The sequence below is a fragment of the Thiobacillus sp. genome (assembly GCF_024708915.1).
Genome location: NZ_JANJXQ010000205.1, coordinates 1 through 20,780 on the forward strand (window position 1 = coordinate 1; position 20,780 = coordinate 20,780).

Consider the following 20,780-nt stretch of genomic DNA (forward strand, 5'->3'; position numbering starts at 1 on the left):
GCCACGAAGGACCACAGGATGAACAGCATGGGATCGATGAGAAAGGTATCCCAGCTGAACTGCTTGGTGACCGCCTGCAGGAAGGTCAGCACGTTGATGATGGAAAGCTGGCCCAGCGCATACCAGCCAATGAAGAACAGGGTGTAGGCCAGGAAGCCGAGGCGGATTCGGCGAAGCAGGGAGGGGCGACGCGCCAGATAGTCCTGGAACAGCAGGATGCAGGTGAGCAGAAACAGCCCCAGCACGAGCAGCGCAATCTCTACTTTGCGCTGCTGCCAGAGCGTGCGCCACATCGGCTCATCGTCATCGGGGAGCGTTGCGAGGCGAGACGGACTGCTGCGGGATTCGGCAGGGGCCTTCGCCAGGGCTGGCGGGGTGGGGGGCGCGCCAGCCGGTCGGGCCGTTGCAGGCGCGTTGGCCAGCGGGGCCGCTGCGCTGCGCGGGGACGGTATCGGTGGCGGCATCGTTGCCGGTGGTGTGACGGAAGCGGGCGGCGCCTCGGCCTCGGCCTCGGGCGGACGGATTCCGCGCGATTCAGCCACCATCCTGACGGCGCGGGTGATGGTGGCGTTGATGACCATGACCGAAATCGTGGCGCCGGAGATGGCGTCGACCGTGGCATAGCCTTCACGCGCTGCGCCGACGACAATGCGGCCGGTCGCCGGCTTGCCCCGGTACTGGCCGACAAACTCCGCCAGACGCGCCTCGCTGATGCCGGCAGCGAGAATCGGCTCTTCATGCCGGACGATGCGCGCCCCCGCGATGCGCCCATCGGTGCCGATGCCGACGAGAATGTCGATCGGGCTCCCCGAATAGGCGGGAATGCGCACCATGTCCGCGGTAAGGAAGGCGTAGCCGATCAGTTCCCCGTTGGCATAAACAGCGTTGGCAGGAGGCTCGCCCTCGGATTCGCCGACGCGATCGGCAGCCGGAAACAGGGCACGCAGCTGGGGCAGCGCCGCGCCGATATCCGCGCGGGCGCCAGGCATCGCACTCAACAGCAGCAGCAGGCCGAGAAGCACGGCCCGGATAAAGCCCGGATAACGCTGTGTAATCAGAGTGTCCAATTGCTTGTTGCGGTTATGAACGGGGGCGCCGCATCGTTGCCGGGGGATCGGGCCGCGCAGTCGCAGCCACGATCGAAACATGGCCCATGTTCCCGCCGGGGCCGTCGGCGCGCCTTGATTTAAGTCAACCGGGCCTTGCAGCGTAATGCTATTCTTGCAGCATGGATTCTGCGGATATTAAGCTCCTAAAGGAAGGCTATCTGCTGGCTGCGTTATCGCACCAGGAGTTCGAGGAGGTTTTGGCGCACGTCAGTGTCTTGACATTGATGCAGAACGAATGCCTGTTCGATCAAGGCGATCCGGCCACACATTTTTTCTTTGTCCTGTCGGGAACCGTCAAGCTGTGCCGCATTGCGCCGAGCGGCGAGGAGAAGGTGATGGACCTGGTCCGCCCCGGGCATTACTTTGCCGAAGCGGCGATGTTCATGGGCGGCCGCTACCCCGTCTATGCCCGCGTGCTCGAGCCGACGCGGCTGGTCGAACTGGACAACAAGCACTTTCTCGGGCTGCTGCGCAGCAACGCGGATCTGTGCGTGCGGCTCATGTCGACCATGAGCCAGCGTATACACGGGCTGGTCAACGAGATAGACAACCTGACCCTGCAAAGCGGTGCCCAGCGGGTGATCGGCTACCTGCTGCAGCAGTTGCCGGAGGGCGCCGCGCCGCCCAGCGTGCGGCTGACGGTGCCCAAACACGTCATCGCATCGCGCCTGGGCATCCAGCCGGAAACCCTGTCACGGGTTCTGGCCAAGCTGCGCGGCAAGCATCTGATCGACGTGCACGACGATCAGATCGTCTTCAACGATGTGGACGCGCTGCGCTGCCTGAGCTGAACGCCGGGAAGCCGGCCGCTGCCGATGCCTGGACGATGCGGGATCGGCGCGCGCCCGTGCTGAAGGCGGCGCAGATGAGGAAGACGCTGCGCCGTTTCGCGCTCACTTGCCGTTGTTGCCGCCGACCAGGCGTTCGAGCGCACGCATGATCGCCGAGGAATCGAGCTCGCTGTCGCCGGCGCCCATCAGCGCGTTCATCTGCTGCGCGATCAGCGCGGCGCCGGGCAGCGGCGTGGCGGTTTCCTGCGCGTTGTCCATGACGATGGCCATGTCCTTGTGGTGCAGCTTCACCTTGAACCCGGGCTTGTAGTTGGCGTCGAGCATGCGCTGGCCGTGGACGTCGAGGATGCGGCTGCCGGCGAAACCGCCCAGCAGCGCCTCGCGCATCTTCACCGCATCGACGCCGTTGCGCCGCGCCAGCAGAATCGCCTCGGCGACGCCCTCGAAGGTGAGACCGACGACGATCTGGTTGCAGCATTTGACGACCTGGCCGGCACCGTGGCCGCCGACGTGGACGACGTTCTTGCCGAGCACATCGAACAGCGGGCGCACTTTCTCGAAAATGGGCGCGTCGCCGCCGACCATGATCGACAGCGTGCCTTCGCGGGCGCCGGTTTCGCCGCCGGACACCGGGGCATCGAGCATGTGCACGCCGTGCTCGCCGAGCGCGGCAGCGATGCGGCGGGTGGCGGACGGCGCCACCGTGCTCATGTCGACGACGATGTGCCCGGGTTTGGCGCCATGGATGAGGCCGCGGTCGCCGAGGATGATCTGCTCCACGTCGGTGGTGTCGGAGACGACGGTGAAAGTGAGGTCGGTTTCGGCGGCGACCTCCATCGGCGTGCCCTTGCCGAGGGCGCCCATCACCAGGATGGGCTCGAGACGGTCGAAGCGGCGGCCGTACACGGTCAGTTGATGCCCGGCGCGCAGCAGGTTTTCCGCCATCGGGCGACCCATGATGCCGCTGCCGATGAATCCGATTTTCATGACGCCACCCCTTTCACCACGACCAGCCAGAATGGCAGCGTAGCCAATCCCGCCAGCGTTGACCAGCCCATAATGAGCCCCGCCAGCCGGGTATCGAGGCCGAAGCGGTCGGCCAGCGCAATCACCATCACCATGGTCGGCATGGCCGCTTCCAGTATCCCGGCCTGGGCGGGCTCGGACAGCTTGCCCGGCCCGGCCAGCGCCAGCCCCAGCCCCAGCGCCAGCAGCGGCATCAGCGCCAGTTTGATGGCGAGCGCGACAAAGACGGCTTTTTGCGGGCGCAGGTCGTGCCACGGTATGGTCAGCCCCAGCACGAACAGCATCAGCGGAATGGTCGGGCTGCCGGCCCAGCGTGCGGCCTCGATCAGCGGCGCCAGCGACAGGCCGGACAGATTGACCGCCAGCCCGGCGGCGAAGCCCCACACCGGCGGCAGCGTCAGCCACATTTTCAGGAAGGAGGCATGCTCGGTGTGTTTGCCGCAGCGGAAGGCGATCCACACGCCGAGCGACCACACCAGCGGGGTGGTGGAGAGCATGTCGGCGAAGAAGGGGTAGCGCATGCCGGGCTCGCCGAATACCGTGGAAAGAAAGGGGTAGCCGAAGAACAGCACGTTGCCGAAGCCGGATGCCAGCATGATGGCGCCCCGCGCCGGGCGCGACAGACCGTGCCCGAGCGGCGTGGCAAACAGCGCCAGCGCCGCCAGTCCCAGCCCGAACAGTGTGGCTGCCCCCAATAGCAAAGGTACCTGCAGCAACCCCAGATCGACGGTGGCGGACGCGCCGGCCGCGAAAAACAGCATGGGCGCAAAAAAATTCAGCACCAGCCGGTTGATCTCGCCGCGCAGGCTGACGATGGAAATGCCGGCCTGCCAGCGCGGCCAGATGCCGCCCGCGGCGATCAGCAGCGACAGGGGAAGCAGCGTTTTCAGCAGCAGCTGCTGCGCGAGTTCGGCGGACATGGGGCGAAGCGCAGGCGGGCGGCAAGTCCGCCTGCGCGGGTGGGTCAGGTGCGCGAGGCGGGGGTGTAGCGGTTGTCGACGTGATGCGTCGGGCCGGATTCCAGCCAGGCCTTGATGCGGGCGGCGTCGCCGGCGCGGCGGCTGGTGCCCTGCGCGTCGAGCAGCACGATGATGACATCGCGGTTGGCGACCTGCGCCTGCATCACCAGACAGTGGCCGGCTTCGTTGATGAAGCCGGTTTTGGACAGGCCGATGTGCCAGTCGTCCGCACGGGTGAAGCGATTGGTGTTGTTGAACGCGACCGGGCGGTACAGCACGCGCGCCTTCTGGTGCTTTTTCTTCAGCACCACGCGCTGGGTGCCCAGGGTGTAGTGGCCGGTCGTGCTGATGTGGCGGATTTCGGGGTAATTCTGGTATGCGTAATCGGCGAGCTTGGCCAGGTCCAGCGCGGTCGAGCGGTTGCCGCTCGACAGCCCGGTGGGCTCGACGTACACCGTGTCGCGCATCTCCAGCGCGCGCGCCATCCGGTTCATGGTGGCGACGAAGCGATCCAGGCCGCCCGGGTGGTTGCGCGCCAGCGCATGCGCGGCGCGGTTGTCGGAGGCGATCAGGGCCAGGTGCAGCAGCTGCCCGCGCGTGTAGCTGGCGCCGATGGCCAGGCGCGAACCGGTGCCCTTGAGGGTGTCGCGGTCTGCCGCAGTGATGGCGATGCGCTCGTCCAGCGGCTGCGCGGCGTCCACCACCAGCATGGCGGTCATCAGCTTGGTGATCGAAGCGATCGGTGTCTGCATGGCCGGGTTTTTCGCCAGCAGCGGCTGTCCGCTGGCCTGGTCGAACACCAGCACCGATTGTGCGCTGAGCTCCGGCAGCGACGCTGCGTCGGGCCTCGATTGCAGCGCGGATGCCGGCGTGCCGAGCGGGTCGCGCAATGGCAGGGTGGCGCGGTCATCGAGCGCGGCAGCGCCGGTGTGGACGCACAACATGATCAATCCGGATAGAACAGCTTTCATGTGCATTTGCTTCAACGAAGGGCAATGGAAATGTAGCAGCATGTACGCAGTACGGACATGTTGACTGAAACTTGAAAACAACAGTTCATGACTATGGCCCAACTATTTCAAGCCCCAGATTGACGGTGTAGCAGAGTTCATTATATATAGCAATGAGATGCGAGAACTTCCGAATAATTTACTAAAGATATCGGAGCTAACGAGCGCTCTCTGTGCCCCCGGTGTGGTGGCGGAAGCGCTGGAGCACCTGGTGCGAGGCGAGGCCGCGCGAGCGGAGTTCGCTGCCTGCGTGCGCTGCGATCCCGTGCTGGCGCTGCGTCTACGTCTGCTGCCCGACAATTTCAGTTTCGACCGGCTGGATCTGTTGCGCGCGCTGCTGCTGGCGGCGCCGGTCGCGGCGGGCGCGGCGCAGACGGCTTATGTCGCGCACTGGCGGCAGTCGGTCGGGGTGGCGCATCTGGCGCAGGCGCTGGCGGTGCGTTCCAGCGGGGCGGACGGCGAAGCTGCCTGGACCGCGGGCCTCGCCCACAATCTGGCGGATTATCTCGACAGCGTCCCCATTGCTTCGGCACAGGCCGCCGACTGGCTGATTGGGCTCGATCCCGACGGCTGGCTGGCCGACGCGGTGCGTTATCACGCCGAGCCGCTGGCGCGCGGGCGCGCGGCGCATCCCCTGGTGCGCCTCGTCCAGCTGGCCTTCCAGCTGACGACCCGCGCCGACGCAGTGGACAGCGTGGACGTGCGCGCCGCGCTCGCCGCCCTGCAGATGGGCGCGGGCGAAGCCGCCCAGCTGCTGGCCGACAGTCAGGCGCAGATACGCCAGCTGGCGCTGCGTTTCGGGCTCGCCGATGCGGCGGCGCAGACGAATGACACGGGATTCGACCGCCTCGCCCGCCTCTATGCCGGGCAGGCGGCGCAGTCGGCACTGCACGGCTATTTCCGGCATGCGGTGGGCGGCGGCCAGGTGTTTGTCCTGTTGCAGGACGCCTTGCGTGCATTGTTCGGCATCGAGCGCACTTGCCTGTTTGCGCCTGCCGCCGACGGCACCCTGCGCCTGAGCGCGCTGATTCCGGCCGCCGCCGGATTGGGCGCCTTGGCGATCCCCCCCGACGACGGCCATTCGGCGCTGGCGCGCGCGCTGGCGCGCAATGCGCCCCAGCAGTTCGATTGCAGCGAAGCGGACGCCGCCCTGGTCGATGAGCAGATCGCCCGCCTGCTCGGCGTATCGCATCTTCTCTGCCAGCCGCTGTTGCTTGACGATGGGCGCAGGGCGGTGCTGGTCGCGGGCGATGCGCTGCCCGGCCAAGGCGCATCGCCGCTGTGGCGGTTCGCCCTGGCTGAATGCGCCGAGGCCTTGATGTCGCCCGCGCTGCCGCAGCCCGCGCCCGCGACGGCAACACAGGCCGCGCCGGGCGACGACATCCCGCGTGACCGGGTACGCCGCGCCATTCATGAAGTGGCCAACCCGCTCACCATCATGCGCAATTACGTCAATCTGCTGTCCGACCGCCTGGGCGCGGATTCGGCGGTGCAGCGCGACCTCGGCATCATCGGCGACGAAATCGAACGGGTGGCGCGCATCGTGCGCGGCATCGCCGTGGCCGAAGAAGCCGCCGCGCCTGCGGCGGCGCTCGAACTGGTGTCGGTCAACAGCGTGGTGTCCGAACTGGTGCGGATGGCGCTCGGCACCCTGTTCACCCCCAACAAGGTCAGCGTGCAGATCGACCTCAATCCCGACGTGCCGCCGCTGCCGCTGCAAAAAGACCTGTTGAAGCAGGTGCTGTTCAATCTCGCCAAGAATGCGGTCGAGGCGATGCAGGCGGGCGGCCATCTCAAATTCACCACGCGGCTGGTCGATACGGACGGCCAGCGCCAGATCGAAATCGAAGTGGCCGATACCGGGCCCGGTTTGCCGGCTGCGGTGGCGTCCCATCTGTTCGAACCGGTGGTCAGCGAGAAGGGCGGCGACCATGCCGGGCTGGGCCTGGCCATCAGCCGCGGACTGGTCGATCGCATGAACGGCCGCCTCAGCTGCAGCAGTACGCCGCAGGGTACCCATTTTCTGATTCACCTGCCTACCGCGCAAAACGGCCAGGCACCGCTCACAACAACACGCTACGGGTCGATGTAACCCAAGTCCGAGGAGAACCCCGTGTCAGACGATCTTATCGATGCATCCCCGCAACACGGTTCGGTCAGCAGCTTTCCGGTGCGCCCGCGCATCCTGGTGGCCGACGACGAACCCTTGATTCTGGAAGGCCTCAGCCGCCTGCTGATTACCCGCGATTACGAGGTGGTGGCGGCCAATGGCGGCTGCGAGGCCCTGATCGCCATCGGCAAACAGCAGTTCGACGTGATCCTGCTCGACCTCGGCATGCCGGACCTCAACGGCAATGAGGTGCTGCGCTTCGTCGCCGACCGCGGCGTCGAGACGCCGGTGATCGTGGTATCTGGCGACAGCACCATCGACGCCGCGATCCGTGCGTTGCGCGGCGGCGCCGCCGACTTCGTGCGCAAGCCCTACGAGCCGGAAGAACTGCTGCGCCGCATCGACAACACGCTGACGCAACGGCGGCTGGAAAAGGAAAACAACCACATCCTGCAGCGCCTGCAGCAGTCGGAAAAGTGGCACCGCTTTCTGGTCAACAGCTCGCCGGATTTCATCTACACCCTGGATTGCGACGGCCGTTTCACCTTCGTCAACGACCGCGTCGAGAGCTTGCTCGGTTACCGCCGCGAAGACCTGGTCGGCCAGCATTACGGCATGGTGATCCACGAGGACGACATCGCCCGCGCCGAACACGTATTCAACGAGCGTCGTGCCGGCGACCGCAGCGCGCGCAACATCGAGATCCGCCTCAAGTGCAATCCCGGGATACGCCGCCCGCGCCTGATGAACGGCCGCTGCAAGGCGGTCGAACTGACCGCCACCGGCATGTACGACGAGGAAGCCGGGCCATTCGAGCAGCGCTTCATCGGCAGCTACGGCGTCGCCAAGGACGTCACCGAGCGCAAGCAGGCCGAGGAGACGGTGCACTATCAGGCTTATCACGACCTGCTCACCGGGCTGCCCAACCGCGCGCTGTTCCGCGACCACCTCGGCCTCATGCTGGCGCAGGCCAAGCGCACCCAGCAACCGCTGGCGGTGTTGAGCCTCGACCTCGACCACTTCAAGGTGATCAACGATTCGCTCGGCCACACCATCGGCGACGAACTGCTGCTCGCCGTCGGCGCGCGGCTGCGCCAGTGCCTGCGTGAAGGCGACACCCTGGCGCGCCTCGGTGGCGACGAGTTTGCCGTGCTGCTGCCGACGCTGGTGTCGCGCGGCGACGTCGAGCACATCTGCCGCAAGATCATCCAGGTGCTGTCCAAGCCGGTGTACGTCAAGGGCCACGAAATCTATATCTCGGTGAGCATCGGCGCCTGCGTTGCGCCGGAGGACGGCGACATGATCGACAACCTCATCCGCCAGGCCGAGATCGCCATGTACCAGGCCAAGTCGCAGGGACGCAGCCGCCTGCTGTTCTGGGAATCCGGCATGCAGGCGCCCTATTCCGAACGCATGCAGGTCGAAGCCGACCTGCGCCGCGCGCTGGCGCGCAACGAGTTCGTGCTGTTCTATCAGCCGCAGGTCGACACCCTTAGCGGCGAAGTGCGCGGCTTCGAAGCCCTGCTGCGCTGGTGGCATCCGCAGCGCGGCCTGCTGACCCCCGCCGATTTCATTCCGGTGGCCGAAGAATCCGGCGTCATCGTGCCGATCGGCGACTGGGTATTGCGCCAGGCCGGCGCGCAGATGGCCGACTGGCGCCGCGCCGGGCTGCCGCCGGTGCGCCTGTCGGTCAACATTTCCGCGCGCCAGCTCGAAAGCCCCGATTTCGTCGACAGCGTCATGCGCGCCGTGCAGGTGTACGCGCTGGACGGCCACCAGATGGAACTGGAAATCACCGAGAGCCTGCTGATGCGCGATTTCGAAGCCAATGCCATCAAGCTCGGCCGCCTCTCCGCCTCCGGCCTGCGGCTCGCCATCGACGACTTCGGCACCGGCTACAGTTCGTTCAAGTACCTGTCGCGTTTCCCCATCCACACCCTCAAGATCGATCAATCCTTCGTGCAGGAGCTCGACCGCGAGGAAAACCTGTCCATCGTCAATGCCATGATTGCGATGGGGCGCGGCATGAACCTCAACGTCGTCGCCGAAGGGGTGGAAACCGGAGCCCAGCTCGCCCGGCTGCAGCAGATGCAATGCCATGAAATGCAGGGGTTTTTCTACAGCGGGCCGCTTTCGGGCCACGAAGCCACCACCCTGCTGAGCCAGCATGCACGGGGATTTGCCCAAGCGGAACAGGCGGCGGGTTGAGCGTGCGGGGCCGCCCCTGATCGGCAAGCCGCTGCAAACCCTGGCGGCATTCACTCGCCGAGGCCGCCCGGCGCTACCCCGCAGGCGGCCGCGAGGCAGGCGCCGCCGCGTTTCATTACGGAACACGTGAAACACCCTTTGTCTCGCAAGCCCGTAAAAAACCGCATGCGCGATGCGCGGCGGAGGGCCGTGCCGCCACCCCGAAATGGGCCAGACTGCGCAGGACACCGGCTTGCCGGCCGGGGAGGGTGGCCCTGACAGGCGAGTCCGGTTTATGGCACAAGACTTGCTCGGCATAGCGGAATAGAATTTTCCCGATTGAAGAAAATGCTGCGCAAGCTCGTTCTGGCGCTGCCCTTGTTTTTCGGTCTGCAAGGGTCAGTGCACGCCCACTCCGATGCGTCCATGTTCGGCGCGCCTGCTGCCGCTGGCGAGCAACACGATCATCCCGTGGAGGCTGCGGTCCGCTACCCCGCCACGCTGATCTTCGATACGCGCCAGCTGACCAATGTGGTGGTCAAGATCAATGCGCGCATCACCCGGCTGAACAACCTCTACGTGGGCAAGCGGGTTGCCCGCAACGAGGTGCTGGGCGAAATGGAAAGCGCCGAGCTGGAGACCATCCAGAGCACGTATCTGGGCCTGTACAGCAACATGGAGGCGGTGCGGGAATTCTCCATGACGGGCAACGAGAAGCTCATCGACGCGCGCATGGGCCTGGAGTGGCGCGGCATGTCGGAGGACGACATCAAGCTGCTGGAGAAGCAGCGCGAACCGCTGAAAAGCATCCGCATCAAATCGCCGGTGGCCGGCTTCATCTACAGCCTGAACGTGGTCAACAACCAGATTCTCAATACCGGCGGGCAGGTCGGCCAGTACACCGCCACCGGCACCACGATCCTCACCATTGCACGTCCGTCGGCCATCCAGGTGGAAGCCAGCCTGCCGGTCCGCGAGGCCGCCAGGCTCAAGCCCGGACAGCGCGCCACGGTCTACGTGACCGATACTCGTCGTGGCCAGGTGGCGATGCCGGCGGTGGTGCAGCAGATTTATGCCTTTGCCAATCCGGTCAACCAGCGCCAGCGGGTGCGGCTCAAGTTGGCCGGCAATCCGCCGGCAGGGGTGGATCTGCTGGTTGGCTTGCAGGCGAGTGTGAGCTTGGGGGAGCCTGATCATGCGCATTGAGTTGGCCGGACGGCGGGGCCTTGGGCCATCCGCGTGGCGGAAGACATGGCTGCGCGGCGTTTGCCTGCTGGCCTGCGGCGGCCTCGGCGTCGCGCTGGTGCCGCTGTCGCAGGGGCACAGCGATCCGAGCATGTTCGGTCAGGCCGCGCCTGCGGCAACGGCCGCGCCGGCGCCGGCAGCCGTCAGCGAAGTGACGTTGCCGCCCAACACGATGGGGCGGGAGCAAAGCCTGTTTGGCCTGGCTGCAGTTCAGAGCGGCCCGCAGGCATCGGCGATCAAGACCTATGGCCTGGTCGTCCCCAACAGCCAGGCCATGGTCGATGTGAACATCGCCGTCAGCGGCCAGGTGGCGGAGGTGTATGTGCGGGTGGGGGACAGCGTGCGCAAAGGCCAGCCCATCGCCTCCGTCTTCAATCCGGAGTTCATCACCACCCAGAAGGGCTACCTCGAGTTTCTCAAGAACGAAGCCAAGCTGCAGGTGCTGCGCGAAGAGGGGCGGCTGCCGAACTACCTCAAGGATGCCAAGGAAAACCTGCGCTGGTGGGGCATGAGCGACACGCAGGTTGCCGACCTCATCGAGCACGGCAAGGTCGTCGAGCACATCATGCTGGATGCGCCGGGCGACGGCTTCATCACCGAATTGTTCGTGCAGCCCGGCTCCCTGGTGAACGCCGGGGACAAAACCATGAAGCAGTTCGTGGTGGTGGGCCGGGCGGTGGCGCGGATGGTGGCCGCCAACGCGTCGCTCTGGGTGGAAGGCTATATCTATCCCGACCAGCGGGCGCTGTTGCGGCCCGGCTTGCCGGTGCGCATCGGCCTGCCCGACGGCCGCCAGCTGGAGCGTCCGATTGCCCAGGTGCTGCCGGTGGTGGATCCGGTCACCCAGCGTGCGCGTTTCCTGGTCGATCTCGGGCGGACGCCGGCGGGCATGGCGGTGGGGCAGACCGTGAACATCAGCCTGCAGCTGGGCAGCCGCTCGGGCACCTGGGTTCCGCGCCAGGCCGTGCTGGGCCAGGGCGTCAGCCCGGCGGTGTACGTGCAGGCGGCGCCCGGCCGTTATCTGCGCAAACCCGTGGTGGTGCTGGACGAAACCGCCGGGCTGCTTCAGGTGCAGGGCGTGGCGGCGGGCGAAAAGGTCGTGGTGGCCGGGAAAATGATGCTGGAAGGCCTCTACCGCATTACGGCGGGGGCCGGGGCGAACACCGGCGGCCACAGCCATGACGATCATCATCACTGACTTAACGACGGGCTGACACATGTTTGACTGGGCAATCCGATGGTCTCTCAGGAACCGCCTGACGGTGGTTCTGCTGTATCTGATTCTGGCGGGCGCAGCCATCGTCGCGGCGCTGAACATGGCGGTGGACGTGTTCCCCGAATACGCGCCGCCGCAGGTGCAGATCCAGACCGAGGTGCCCGGCTACTCCGCCAAGGACGTGGAGACGCTGGTCACCCGGCCGATCGAGATCGTGCTGCAGGGCGCCCCCTATATCGATCAGATCCGCTCCAACTCGTCGGTCGGGCTGTCGCGCATCACCATCGTGTTCAAGTGGGGCGTCGATATCTACCGGGCGCGCCAGATCGTTCAGGAGCGCATGCAAACCGTGCAGGGCCAGCTGCCTTCCGGCGCCCAGACGCCGCAGATGATGCCGGTGACCTCGGCGGTGAGTTGGCTGCTCAAGTTCGGGCTGGTGGACTGGTCGGGCAGCGACCGCGAGCACGAACTGCGGACCCTGGTCGACTGGGATATCCGCAACCGGCTGCTGGCGCAACCCGGGGTGGCGTCGGTGGTCGCGGTGGGCGGCGGCGTGAAGCAGTACCAGGTGCTGCTGGACCCCCTGCTCATGCGCAAATACGGGGTTTCCACCGCCATGGCGACGCAGGCGCTGCGCAGCGCCAACCTGGTGGCGCCAGGGGGATTCGTCTATCCCAGTTCGGAAGAGGAATATTTCATCCGCGCCGACGGCAAGGTGGAGAGCCTGCGCGACGTGGCCGACACGCTGGTCGTGATGCGCGACGGCCAGCCCATCCACATCGGCGACATCGGCGAAGTGCGCTTCGGCAGCGAAGTGAAACGGGGCGATGGCCAGATCTTCGGCGGCCCGGCGGTGATCGGCACGGTATCCAAGCTGTGGGGCGCGGACACCATGGAAACCACCCGCAACGTGGAAAAGGTGCTGGCCAGCATGGCAGAGAACTTGCCCAAGGATGTGCAGCTGATCCCCAACGTGTTCCGCCAGGCCAGCTTCATCGACGCCTCGATCGACAACCTGCGCGATGCCCTGCTGCATTCGTCGATCATCGTCGCCCTGGTGCTGCTGTTGTTCCTGTTCCGCTGGCGGCCGACGGCGATCAGCCTGATCGCCATCCCCACCTCCCTGATGGCCGGGGTGCTGGTGTTGTGGGCCCTGGATATCGGCATCAATGCGCTCACCCTGGGCGGGCTGGTGTTCGCCATTGGCGAGGTGGTGGACGACGCCATCATCGACGTCGAGAACATCCTGCGCCGCCTGCGCGAGAACAAACTGGCCGAGGCGCCGCTGCCGGCCCTCGACATCGTCTATGAAGGTTCGCGGGAGATCCGCAACTCGGTGGTCTTCGCCACCCTCATCATCCTGGTGGCGTTCACCCCGATCTTTTTCCTGCAGGGCATCGAAGGCCGCATTTTCCAGCCGATGGCGATCGCCTATCTGGCCGCCATCGCCAGTTCGCTGATCGTGGCTATCACGCTGGTGCCGGTGCTGAGCTACTACCTGATGGGTAAAGGGCAGCAGGCGCGCGAATATGGGCTGGGCCCGATCTCGGAATTCCTGCTGGCACGCTATGAGCGCCTGCTGCAGCACCTGCAGGCGTGGCCGTTGCCGGTCGTCGCGAGCACGCTGGTGCTGCTGGCGGCAGCCGCGATCGTCTTCTCGGGACTGGGCCGCTCCTTCATCCCGCCCTTCCATGAAGGCAACCTGGTGATCGCCACCACCATGATGCCCGGCACCTCGCTGGAGGAAAACCTGCGGATGGGCCGCGAGGTGGAAGAACTGATCGGGCAAATGCCCGAGATCGCCAGCCTGGCGCAGCGCGCCGGCCGTTCGCGGCTGGACGAGGATGCCCAGCCGGTCAACTTCAGCGAATTCGACATCGCGCTGAAGCCGGGAACGGCCAACGTGCCGGAAGTCATGCAGCGCATCCGCGAGCAGCTGGCGCAGATTCCCGGCATGTCGACCAACGTCTCGCAATTCATCACCCATCGCATGTCGGAAATTCTCTCCGGGGTGCGCTCACAGGTGGCGGTGAAACTGTACGGCCAGGATTTCGCGGTGCTGCAGCAGAAGCAGCAGGAGATCTATCAGGCGGTGCAGGGCGTTGCCGGCATCGTCGACCTGCAGATGGAGCCGATGATTCTGGTGCCGGGCGTGGATGTGCAGGTCAACCGGGCCGATGCCGCCGCCTATGGCTTTACGCCCGCGTCCATCGTGGCCCAGGTGGAACAGGCATTCAACGGCGTGACGGCATCCAAGGTGCTGGAGCAGGATCGCACCTTCGACCTGTTCCTGCGCGTCAACGAAGCGGCCCGTGCCGACATCCGCACGCTTGGCGAGATGCCCCTGATCTCGCCCGATGGCGTGGTGGTGCCGCTGCGCGACCTGGCGCGGATCAAGGTCGTGCAGGAGCCCTACATGATCAACCGCGACAGCGGCGCGCGCCGCGCCGTGGTGCAATGGAACACCGAAGGCCGCGACCTCGACGGCGTGGTGCGCGAAGCCCAGGCCCGCATCAAGGAAAAGGTCGAGCTGCCACCCGGCTACGCGCTGGAAATCGGCGGCGATTTCGAGGGCCAGCAGCGCGCCACGCGCAACCTGCTGCTGTCCGGCAGCGCCGCCCTGGTGCTGATGACGCTCATCATGTTCCAGGCTTTCCGCCAGTGGTCGCTGGTGACGCTGGTCATGCTCAACCTGCCGCTGGCTCTGATCGGCGGCGTGTTCGCCCTTGCCCTGGCCGGCGAAACCCTGAACGTGTCGTCCATGATCGGCATGGTGGCGCTGTTTGGCGTGGCGACCCGCAACAGCCTGCTGCTCATCTCCCGCTACCAGCACCTGATGCAGGCGCAGCCGCAGCTGAGCCCGGCCGAGGTCGCGGTCAAGGGCGCCTGCGATCGCCTGGTGCCGATCCTGCTGACCGCGCTGACCGCGGCGCTGGCGGTGACGCCCCTGATCCTCGGCGACCCCACCGGCAAGGAGATGGAACGCCCCCTCGCCATTGTCCTGCTGGGCGGCATGCTGAGTTCCACCTTGTTGAACCTGGTGGTCATCCCGACTCTGTTCCGCTGGCTGGCCACCCGCTGGCCGGAGCGGTCTGTTGCGACGGCCACCTGAGCGGCGGAGGGGGCGGGTCGCGATGGCCCGGCCCCGATTCGCAGCGTAAAATGAAATTCCATCGGCCTGATGACGGTGAAGACCATGTCCGTTAAATCTCCCGCCCCATTCGCCGCCGTATTTCTGGCCGACATCAGGCGTGCGGTCGGCGCGCGTCTTGCACTGCTCAGCCTGCCGGAGATCGGGGTCTTCGTCTGGCTGCTGTTGCTGGTGGCCGCGCCGGTCCTGATTTTTTCGCGGGCGCCCCTCGCCTTCCAGCAACACGTCTTCGTCGAACCGCAGAGCCACCTGCTGATCGAGGCATTCTGCGGCCTGACGGCATTGACCATTGCCGGCATGATCCTGTCGACCTGCCTGAAGCGGCGCGACCCCAGCATGATCCTGTTCGGCCTGGGTTTTCTGATCATGGGCGTGTTCGACATGCTGCATGCCTGGACCGATCCCGGTACCCATCAGACGGGCTTTGTCCTGTACCACACGCTCTCCACTTTTCTGGGCGGCGCCTTCATTTTCGCCGGCGTGGCGGTCCGGGTCGTGGTCGAGCGCAATCATGGCTTTTCCCGGGCGGATCTGGCGACCCTCATGGTCGGTATGGCGGCGGTCGTGCTGGTGGCGGCGCTCTACCGCTACTTCATCCCGAGCCTGTTTCCCGATTCCGCAAGCAATTTCAGGTTTTCCTCCGTCCTCCATGCGACGCATTACCTGGCCGGGCTGCTCTATGCGCTGGCGGCCATTGCGTTCTACCGCTATTTCCGCGAGCACCACCAGATTCTGGCGCTGCTGGTGTTCAGCCTGCTGGTGGTGTTTGCGCAAAGCGCGTATCTGTTCAGCTTTTCCAGCATGTGGAACCTGGCCTGGTGGATGTGGCACGGCGTCAAGTTGCTGTTTTACCTCGGCATCATGCTGTCGGTATTTGTCGGCTTCCTGCTGGCGCTGCGCACCATCGAGACGTCGCGTTATTCGCTGGCCCAGGTCAACCGCCGGCTGAAGCTTTCCAAGCAGGAAATCCGCCACGTCAACCAGCAACTCGAAATACGCAACCGCATGGTTCAGGAAGCGATGCGCTCGCTCGAACTGGACCACACGCTCGACGTGGTGTCCAGGGCCATCCATCAGCTGCTGGGATTTACCAGCTGCGAACTCATTCTGCGCATCCCCGAGGATGAGGTGGACGAGTTCGATCGCCGCGCGCTGCATCTGAGCAGCCGCTGGCCGGTGCGCGCCCTGCGGGGCGAGTCCGCTTGCTATACGGCCATCTGCCATACCCTGCATGCGGCGAAAGACGTGTTTGAATGCGGCCACCGCGATGAGTCGGGTCGCCTTTCCCTGTGTCTGTCGCTCACCGCCAATGGCCAGGAAGTCGGCCGCCTGCGCCTGCGCGCCAACGATCGGGGCGCGGAGAAGCAGGACCTGAGCGGATTGCAGGCACTGGCCGTGGAGGTGGGGGCGATCGTGCACAACGCGCTGCTTTACCATCAATGGCTCGATGCCAACGATTTCCGGCTGGCGCTGCTGCGGGTCTCCACCATGCTCACCTCCACCCTGGAACTGGACCGGGTGCTCGAGGCGGTGTGCAAGGAAAGTGCCGCATTGCTCGAAAGCGACGGTGCGATGGTGTGGCTGCCGAGCAGCGAAGACGGCACGTTCTACCTGGCGGCGAAATGGTTTGCGCAGCCGGACCAGCCGGTATCGGACGAGCTCGAGGTCTGGTGCGGCAACGGCAAGCTGTGTTCCACCCTGCTGCAGGGCATCGGCGGCCGGTATCAGCCCCTTGGCATCCTGTGGAACGACGCCAGCCAAACAACCCCGTTCACCCGGCCGAGCGGTTGTCCTTGGGAAGCGCTGGCCATGTTTCCGCTGCTGGACGGCGAAAACCTCATCGGCGTGATGATGCTGGCACGCAAGGCGCACGTGCGTTTCAGCGCCGTCACGCTGGACAAGGGCGAACTGCTCGCAGGCCAGGTGCGCATCGCCATCAACAACGCGCGCAGCTACAAGCAGCTGGCCGAATTCAACCAGCAGCTCAAGCTGGCCGAAGCGGACAAGATACGCAGCGAGCGCATGGCGGTGATGGGCCAGCTGGCCGCCTCGGTGGCGCACGAAGTACGCAATCCGCTGTCCGCCATCAACAACTGCCTTGCCGTGCTGCGGGCGGACAGCAGCGAAAACTCGCGCAGCCGGGCGGCGCTGGAAATCATCCAGGACGAAGTGGAGCGGCTGACCAACCTCACCAGCAACTTCCTGTCTTTCGGCAAGCCGCGCGCGTCGGTCAGCAAGCCCATCGTGCTGGAGCTGCTGGTAAAAAAAGTCTGCGGCCTGCTGGAACGGCATATCAGTCAGGAAGAACTTTCCATCCAGCTGGGCTTGACTATCCAGCCCACCTCCTCGCTGTTGCTGTTCGACGCCGACGGCCTGGAGACGGTACTCTGGAATCTCCTGCTCAACGCGTCCCAGTCGATCCAGGGAGCGGGCCGCATCGATGTCGCACTGCGGCGTTACCCGGGGTATTTCCTGCTGGCGGTGAGGGATTCCGGCAAGGGTATCGCCCGCGAAGACCAGGCGCGGATTTTCGAGCCGTTTTATTCGCAGCGCTCATTGGGCGCCGGTCTGGGGCTGGCCATCGTGCTGCGCCTGGTGCGGGAATGGGAGGGCCGTATCCGGCTGCGCAGCCGGGTGGGCGAAGGCACGGCCTTCTTCCTGCGCGTGCCGGTTCGTATCGAGGAAACTTTTGACCGACGCGAGGTCGCCTGATGCGTATCCTGCTGGTAGACGATCAGAAAAGCCTGCGCCGTAGCCTTTCGTTGATGCTGCAGGGCGCCGGTTTCGAAACCGACGAGGCGGAAAGCGGCGAGGGGGCGCTGTCCCGTCTGGGCAATCAGAAGTACGACCTGGTGATTACCGACTTGCGCATGGACGGGATGTCCGGCGTCGATCTGCTGCGTGAAATCAAGCGTGAAAACCCGGCCCTGCCGGTGATTCTCATCACCGCCTACGGCAGCATCGATTCCGCGGTCGACGCCATGCGCCTGGGCGCTTTCGATTACCTGACCAAGCCTTTCCGCGAGCAGGACATGCTGGAGAAAATCCACGCCAGCCAGGCCATCCCCGCGGCTGCGGCGTGGCCGGCCGTGGCCGTGCCGTCCCGCGACGCGCAGGACATCGTCGCCGAAACCCCGCAGATGCGCGCCACTCTGATCAAGGCTGAGCGGATTGCGCGGACCGACATCAGCGTCCTCATCACCGGCGAAACCGGAACCGGCAAAACCCGCGTGGCGCGCTTCATTCACCAGAACAGCGCCCGCCAGCAGGCGCCCTTCGTCAGCATCAACTGCGCCAGCCTGCCGGAAAACCTGCTGGAGAGCGAACTGTTCGGCCACGTCAAGGGCAGCTTCACCGGCGCCACGGAATCGCGCGCGGGACTTTTCGAGGAAGCGGACGGCGGCACCCTTTTTCTGGACGAAGTGGACACTCTGTCGCCCGCCATGCAGGCCAAGCTGCTTTCCGTCCTGCAGGAAAAAATTATCCGCCGGGTCGGCTCCAACAAGGGCAAGAAGGTCGATATCCGCATCATGTCGGCGAGCAACCAGGATCTCAGCCTGCTCATCGAGAAAGGCCATTTCCGTTCCGACCTGTATTTCCGCCTCAACGGCATACGCCTGCACCTGCCGCCCCTGCGCGAACGCGGCCAGGATCTGCAGAATCTGCTGCAGCGCTTCCTTGCTATTTACGGCAACAAGTACGGCCGCAGCGGCCTTCGGCTGACGCCGCGCGCCGAAGCCTATGTACTGGGCTACCCCTATCCGGGCAATATTCGCCAGCTGGAAAGCTTCGTCGAGCAGATGGCGGTATTCGCCGACGACGCCGGTCACATCGACGTCGACGCCCTGCCGGAGGACCTGCAGCAGCAAACGGCTCCGCTTGCCATGAAAAACGGCCATACCGAACTGACCGAGAGCGGCAGCATCGCCGATTCGGAGCGCCGGATGATCGAGGCCACCCTGCTGCGTTCCACCAATATCGGCGAGGCCGCGCGCGTGCTGGGAATCGGCCGCACCACGCTGTGGCGCAAGATGCGCGAATACAACCTGCACTTCCATCCGCACGGGCGCAGTCGCTGAACGTTTCCGCCCCGTCCGATTCTGGTACGGGGTTTGCTTTTCCAGACGGCGGGGGCATTCTGCCCATCGTTTTGGAACACACAAGGAGACGGAAGCATGTCCGCCAAGCATTTTTTCACAAACTGGGGCCTGGCCCTGGCCGCCCTGCTGTTTTCGCTGCAGGCGACGCCCCTGTGGGCGAAAGACCCCGTCGTCCTGGTGACTCCGGTCAAATACGAGGTCACCCTCGACGACGCGTTGCCGGCGGTGCGGGACATGCTCGTCTCGGCCCTCGAAGCCAGGAATTACGCCATCATCAATATCCTCAACGTGCAGGAAGGCCTGGCCAGCCGGGGCATCGAGGCGCATCCGCTGCAGCTCATCGAGTTCTGCAACCTGACCAAGGCATACAGCATCACCCGCAATGTGCCCGACTTCGAGATGTTTGCGCCATGCCGCCTCGCCCTGTTCGAAAACGACGGCAAAACCACGGTGATGGTGCATCGTCCCGCCCATGTGCTGTCGATTCTGGCGAAGAACCCGAAGCTGTCGAAGGAAGGCAAAGCCAATCTGGAGCAGTTCGACCGCGACCTGAAAGCGATGCTGGGGGAACTGGCAAGCGGAGGGTTCTGAACATCCGCATTCCATTCTGGAACATGACGGAACATGTCAGCGCCAGTTCGACTGGCTTCTCAAGGAGACCAACGATGCCTGCCCCGATGCAATCCGTATCCCGCATTCGCTGCGGCGCCCTGCCGCGCATCCTCGCGGCCGCCGGCCTGCTGTTCTGCGCCGGGGCGGCGCCGGTGGCCGCCCATGACCACATGATGTCGTCCACGGCCGTTCTGGTGGCGACGTCGGGCAGTTCCGTCAGCGGATCGTTGACGTTCCGCGAGCCGAAAAACCGCGTCGTGCACATCAGCGGAACGGTCGAAGGGCTGACGCCGGGAAAACACGGTTTCCACATCCACGTGAACGGCAATTGCGACTCGCCCGACGGCATGAGCGCCGGCGGCCATTACGCGCCCGCCGGCGGCCGTCACGGCGCGCCCGGTAGCAAGGATCGCCATCTGGGCGATCTCGGCAATATCGAAGCCGATGCGAGCGGCCGGGCGGTGGTGGACGTGACGGCGTACGGCATCAGCATCGCGCTGATGGGCGCGGCATCCGTCGACAGCCGCAGCATCGTGATCCACGCCAGGGAAGACGATTTTTCCGATCCCGCCGGCAATTCGGGCGCCCGCGTCGCCTGCGGCGTGATCGAGTCGGACATGATGCCCATGTAGCCGCTCGTCCGCGGGCGGGCGGATGTTGGCGATGCGTCGCCTGCCCGCTGCGGACGCGCCCCCGATTCGTGCGGGGAATCGGGGGCGCGCGGCGGTGCGTCAATATGCCACATTCCCGCACCGTCCGGCCCGGGATAAGCTTCGGCGCCACGAGGTCAAGAAAGATGGATGGGTGTCGGATGAGTCAACTTACTTTTGTATGGCTGCTGGCGGCAACGCTGGCGACCCAGCCGGTTGCGGCGATGGAGCATCGCCACGAGGCGAAGCCGCAAGCGGCCAAGCCGACCCTGGCGGTAGGCGCGACGCTCGACGGCAACGGGCGCGTATGGCTGGCCAGGGTCGAGAACCAGCAGCTCTGGGTTTCCTCGTCGAGCGACGGCGGGCAGCATTTCTCCCGCCCGGTTGCGGTCTCCTCCGCGCCGGAAGACATCGCCGCCAACGCGGAAAACCGTCCCAAGATTGCCGTTGCGCAGGACGGCACGGTGCTGCTGAGCTGGAGCCAGTCGCTGCCGAAACGGTTTACCGGCAACGTCCGCTTTGCCCGCTCCACCGACGGCGGCCGCAGCTTTTCCGCGCCGATCACCCTGAACGACGATGGCCGCATCGGCATGACCGCGGCATCCTGGTGGAAA

Annotated in this window: 15 protein-coding genes; 11 read left to right on the forward strand and 4 right to left on the reverse strand. The window is 65.5% G+C overall.

Going from position 1 to position 20,780, the window contains the following annotated elements; genetic code table 11:
- Nucleotides 1-1,067 (reverse strand): FMN-binding protein (locus Q0L94_RS13895; protein WP_296754184.1); only part of this gene is annotated, 1,067 nt, incomplete at its 3' end.
- A 266-nt stretch (nt 1,068-1,333) separates the two neighbouring features.
- On the opposite strand from Q0L94_RS13895, the gene Q0L94_RS13900 reads away from it, so the two are divergent.
- On the forward strand, nt 1,334-1,900 hold the full coding sequence (locus tag Q0L94_RS13900) for a Crp/Fnr family transcriptional regulator (RefSeq protein WP_296754186.1): 567 nt from the start codon (nt 1,334-1,336) through the stop codon (nt 1,898-1,900).
- A 102-nt stretch (nt 1,901-2,002) separates the two neighbouring features.
- On the opposite strand, the gene Q0L94_RS13905 is transcribed toward Q0L94_RS13900, so the two are convergent.
- The 3 genes from Q0L94_RS13905 to Q0L94_RS13915 are packed head-to-tail and all read right to left on the reverse strand — an operon-like array spanning nt 2,003 to nt 4,829.
- Complete coding sequence (locus Q0L94_RS13905) at nt 2,003-2,887, reverse strand: 2-hydroxy-3-oxopropionate reductase (RefSeq protein ID WP_296754189.1); 885 nt, start codon at nt 2,885-2,887, stop codon at nt 2,003-2,005.
- Nucleotides 2,884-3,846: an AEC family transporter gene (locus tag Q0L94_RS13910; protein WP_296754192.1), complete on the reverse strand. Its 963-nt coding sequence runs from the start codon at nt 3,844-3,846 to the stop codon at nt 2,884-2,886. Before Q0L94_RS13910 ends, Q0L94_RS13905 begins: the two co-directional genes overlap by 4 nt.
- A gap of 44 nt (nt 3,847-3,890) precedes the next feature.
- Nucleotides 3,891-4,829, reverse strand: a complete 939-nt coding sequence (locus tag Q0L94_RS13915; RefSeq protein ID WP_296754195.1) for a serine hydrolase — start codon at nt 4,827-4,829, stop codon at nt 3,891-3,893.
- A gap of 250 nt (nt 4,830-5,079) precedes the next feature.
- Here Q0L94_RS13915 and Q0L94_RS13920 point away from each other — a divergent pair, with 250 nt between their 5' ends.
- From Q0L94_RS13920 to Q0L94_RS13965, 10 genes are all read left to right on the forward strand, one after another.
- Nucleotides 5,080-6,987: a HAMP domain-containing sensor histidine kinase gene (locus tag Q0L94_RS13920; RefSeq protein WP_296754197.1), complete on the forward strand. Its 1,908-nt coding sequence runs from the start codon at nt 5,080-5,082 to the stop codon at nt 6,985-6,987.
- A gap of 21 nt (nt 6,988-7,008) precedes the next feature.
- Nucleotides 7,009-9,213, forward strand: coding sequence for an EAL domain-containing protein (locus Q0L94_RS13925; RefSeq protein WP_296754200.1), 2,205 nt, complete (start codon nt 7,009-7,011; stop codon nt 9,211-9,213).
- A 327-nt stretch (nt 9,214-9,540) separates the two neighbouring features.
- Entirely contained in the window at nt 9,541-10,398 is an 858-nt protein-coding gene (locus Q0L94_RS13930) for an efflux RND transporter periplasmic adaptor subunit (RefSeq protein ID WP_296754203.1), read from the forward strand.
- Complete coding sequence (locus tag Q0L94_RS13935; RefSeq protein WP_296754206.1) at nt 10,388-11,635, forward strand: efflux RND transporter periplasmic adaptor subunit; 1,248 nt, start codon at nt 10,388-10,390, stop codon at nt 11,633-11,635. Before Q0L94_RS13930 ends, Q0L94_RS13935 begins: the two co-directional genes overlap by 11 nt.
- Before the next feature lie 19 nt (nt 11,636-11,654).
- A complete protein-coding gene (locus Q0L94_RS13940) occupies nt 11,655-14,765 on the forward strand; it encodes an efflux RND transporter permease subunit (RefSeq protein ID WP_296754209.1) in 3,111 nt (1,036 codons plus the stop codon).
- Between the two features lie 84 nt (nt 14,766-14,849).
- On the forward strand, nt 14,850-17,516 hold the full coding sequence (locus Q0L94_RS13945) for an ATP-binding protein (RefSeq protein WP_296754211.1): 2,667 nt from the start codon (nt 14,850-14,852) through the stop codon (nt 17,514-17,516).
- Nucleotides 17,516-18,883 carry a sigma-54 dependent transcriptional regulator gene (locus Q0L94_RS13950; protein WP_296754214.1) on the forward strand — a complete coding sequence of 456 codons (1,368 nt, stop codon included), beginning with the start codon at nt 17,516-17,518 and terminating at the stop codon, nt 18,881-18,883. The genes Q0L94_RS13945 and Q0L94_RS13950 overlap by 1 nt, the downstream gene beginning before the upstream one ends.
- A 96-nt stretch (nt 18,884-18,979) precedes the next feature.
- Nucleotides 18,980-19,495, forward strand: a complete 516-nt coding sequence (locus Q0L94_RS13955) for a DUF302 domain-containing protein (protein WP_296754217.1) — start codon at nt 18,980-18,982, stop codon at nt 19,493-19,495.
- An 86-nt stretch (nt 19,496-19,581) separates the two neighbouring features.
- Nucleotides 19,582-20,148 carry a superoxide dismutase family protein gene (locus tag Q0L94_RS13960; protein WP_296754220.1) on the forward strand — a complete coding sequence of 189 codons (567 nt, stop codon included), beginning with the start codon at nt 19,582-19,584 and terminating at the stop codon, nt 20,146-20,148.
- A 179-nt stretch (nt 20,149-20,327) separates the two neighbouring features.
- On the forward strand, nt 20,328-20,780 hold a 453-nt coding region (locus Q0L94_RS13965; protein ID WP_296754223.1), incomplete at its 3' end, for a sialidase family protein.